The organism is Pontibacterium sp., from assembly GCF_041587635.1.
Taxonomy (GTDB): domain Bacteria; phylum Pseudomonadota; class Gammaproteobacteria; order Pseudomonadales; family Balneatricaceae; genus Pontibacterium.
Genome location: NZ_JBFGYC010000554.1, coordinates 1 through 2,637 on the forward strand (window position 1 = coordinate 1; position 2,637 = coordinate 2,637).

Annotated in this window: 4 protein-coding genes; 3 read left to right on the top strand and 1 reads right to left on the bottom strand. The window is 53.3% G+C overall.

What is annotated here, in order from left to right; all coding sequences use genetic code 11:
- The coding region (locus tag ABYW01_RS18890) for a M20 family metallo-hydrolase (RefSeq protein ID WP_372835849.1) at positions 1–988 on the top strand (988 nt) is incomplete at its 5' end.
- Between the two features lie 26 nt (positions 989–1,014).
- Here ABYW01_RS18890 and ABYW01_RS18895 read toward each other — a convergent pair.
- Positions 1,015–1,680 (bottom strand): SOS response-associated peptidase, encoded by a 666-nt coding sequence (locus ABYW01_RS18895; RefSeq protein WP_372835851.1) that lies wholly within the window; start codon positions 1,678–1,680, stop codon positions 1,015–1,017.
- Positions 1,681–1,812: 132 nt separating this feature from the next.
- Between ABYW01_RS18895 and ABYW01_RS18900 the strand changes: the two genes are divergently transcribed.
- Together ABYW01_RS18900 and ABYW01_RS18905 are read left to right on the top strand one after the other, a co-directional pair.
- Complete coding sequence (locus ABYW01_RS18900) at positions 1,813–2,430, top strand: phospholipid-binding protein MlaC (RefSeq protein WP_372835852.1); 618 nt, start codon at positions 1,813–1,815, stop codon at positions 2,428–2,430.
- 20 nt (positions 2,431–2,450) lie between these two features.
- The coding region (locus tag ABYW01_RS18905) for a hypothetical protein (protein WP_372835854.1) at positions 2,451–2,637 on the top strand (187 nt) is incomplete at its 3' end.

The window sequence follows — 2,637 nt, forward strand, 5'->3', positions numbered from 1 at the left end:
CCAGCCGACCGGTGGCAAGTACGATGGAGTCTACGGTGTATTGGCTGGCGTAGAAGTGCTCGAAACCCTGCATGAGAATCAGATTGAAACCGAACACCCCATTGAGGTGATCGCCTGGACTAACGAGGAAGGCGCACGTTTCTCACCGGCTATGATTGGTTCGGGTGTCTGGTCCGGCGTATTTGATGAAGACTACGGCCATAGTCGCACCGACGCACAGGGCAAAACCATCGGTGACGAACTGGAACGTATCGGCTATCTGGGTGAACACCCCGCCGAAGCGAAAGCGATCAAGGCCGCCTTTGAGCTGCACATTGAGCAGGGCCCGATTCTGGAGAGGGAAGAGAAACAGATCGGCATCGTATCCGGCGTGCAAGGAATGCGCTGGTATGACCTGACCATTGAAGGCCAGCCGTGTCACGCAGGCCCGAGCCCGATGGATGTCCGTAAAGATCCATTGATGGCATTAGGCCCTATACTGCAACGTTTGTATCAGCTGGCGGACCGGCATGGCCCTTGGGCACGTGTAACCTTCGGTGATATCAAAGCAGAACCGGGCGCACGCAATACCGTTCCAGAGCGCGTGGTTCTGGCTGTCGACCTGCGCCATCCTGATCAGAGGATCCTGGATAGTATGGATCAGGCGTTTCGCCGGATCGTCGAGGAAGAATCTGAACCTCGTGGTTTGGCGGCAACGGTACGAGACGAATGGGACTCCCCTGCCGTTCGCTTTGATCCACAATGTATCAATGCGGTCAGGAATGCGGTGAATCAGCTGGGTTACTCCAATATGGAGCTCTTTAGTGGCGCTGGGCACGACTCGGTTTACGTCAGTCGTGTGGCGCCCACCAGTATGATCTTTATTCCGTGTGAAAAAGGGATCTCCCACAATGAAGCGGAAAATGCGGATCCACAGGACATTGCTGCAGGTTGCAATGTATTGCTACGCGCCATGCTGGGCAGTGCCATGGGACCGGTAAACGCCTAAACGTCTTGCATTGGAGGTACAAGCATCTAGCCGATTGTCTCAGCTGCAGCAATCGGCTCAGGTGCTTCCTTAAAGCGGCTGTTATTAATGCGCGGATCCACCGCCACAACCTGCAGAGGTGCAGGCAACTGAGGCAGCAAAAACGGCATCAGTGTTTTACCGTCAATTGCCGGATCCAGCCACTGTTGAAACATATCCGGCGCCAGCATCACCGGCATCCGCGAGTGAATATGTCTGAATTCCGGTACCGCATCGGTGGTAATCATGGCACAGCTATATATCCGTTCCGCTCCGCTTCCCCAACAATCCCAGAGACCGGCAAACGCCAAAGCCCCCTTCACTGACCGAATATCATAGGGCTGTTTACCATCTTCGCTACGCCATTCAATGAAGCTACTGGCGGGAATAATGCAACGCTGGCTTTTAAAGGGATGCCGGAACGCCCTACTCTCAGACAGACCTTCGGCACGCGCATTAAACATCGAATACTGAGTGCCGGGCTCTTTCACCCAAGCGGGCACCAGCCACCAGCGCATACAAGACAGCTGAGTGCCTGAGTCATCCTGACTGACGACTTGAACATTCTCAGTCGGCGCGATGTTATACCGCGTATCCAGAGCATTCTGGATTCCGAGAACCGCTAGCAGCTCTCGGGTATAGGGGTCATCAATCACATTGTATCGGCCACACATAAATGACACTTCTCATTGTTATGCCTATAGCCTAGCAAACAGCATGCATCCTGAAAGTTTGCCGTTTAGGGGTGATGACCTAGTATGAGAGTGTGTTCCGGGATACCCCCGGACTCAGGGAGGGGTGTGTTTATGCTGCATTACCAACGCTACTTTCGCAGCCTGATTGTCTTCTTCGTCGTAACACTTGGCATCGGACATGCGGCTGCCGAGACCCCAAATAACAGCGCCAAAGCGTTTATAAGCCAGATCGCAACACAGCTCCAACAGGCGCTGCAAAGTGGGCGAGACCTAAACCGACTGGGGGATAACGAATATCTGGATCAGATCATCGATCAGTACATCCTGCCCCACATCGACCAGGAATATCTGAGCCGTCGTATCTTTCATCCTCGTTGGAAGGATATCATCGCCGCAGACAAAACCGCTGAAGCCCAGATGGCCGTCATCAAATCACTGCGCCGTACTTACCGTATTGCACTGAACACCTATAACGGACAGATGATTGAGGTCGGTAAAAGCCGGGATAAGCCCAGCTACAGCGTCGTGCGGCTCAAGGTTCACACCACACAAAATGCTCATACCTTAGACTTCGCGATACGAGAAACCGACGGACAATGGCAGGTGTTTGATCTGTCGGTAGATGGCGTTGTGCTCAGTAAAACACTCAATGGTGCCATCCACCGAACCCTCGAAAGCGGAGATGTAGATGCTGTCATCGCCGCTATTAATCCGCCTGACGAAAGCTGATTTCCGCCCAGGAACGCACGATGAAATCACGCACCTATACCATCTTTGCTTGTTTGTTTCGCTATCCACTCGCAATACTGGGGCTAATTTCTCTGATCCTGCTACTGCTGCTATTTCAGCTTCCCCGACTCACCCTGGACGCTTCGGCGGATTCACTCGTACTGGAAGGAGACCAGGCACTTGAGCTCTATCGGGAGATGGGTAAAA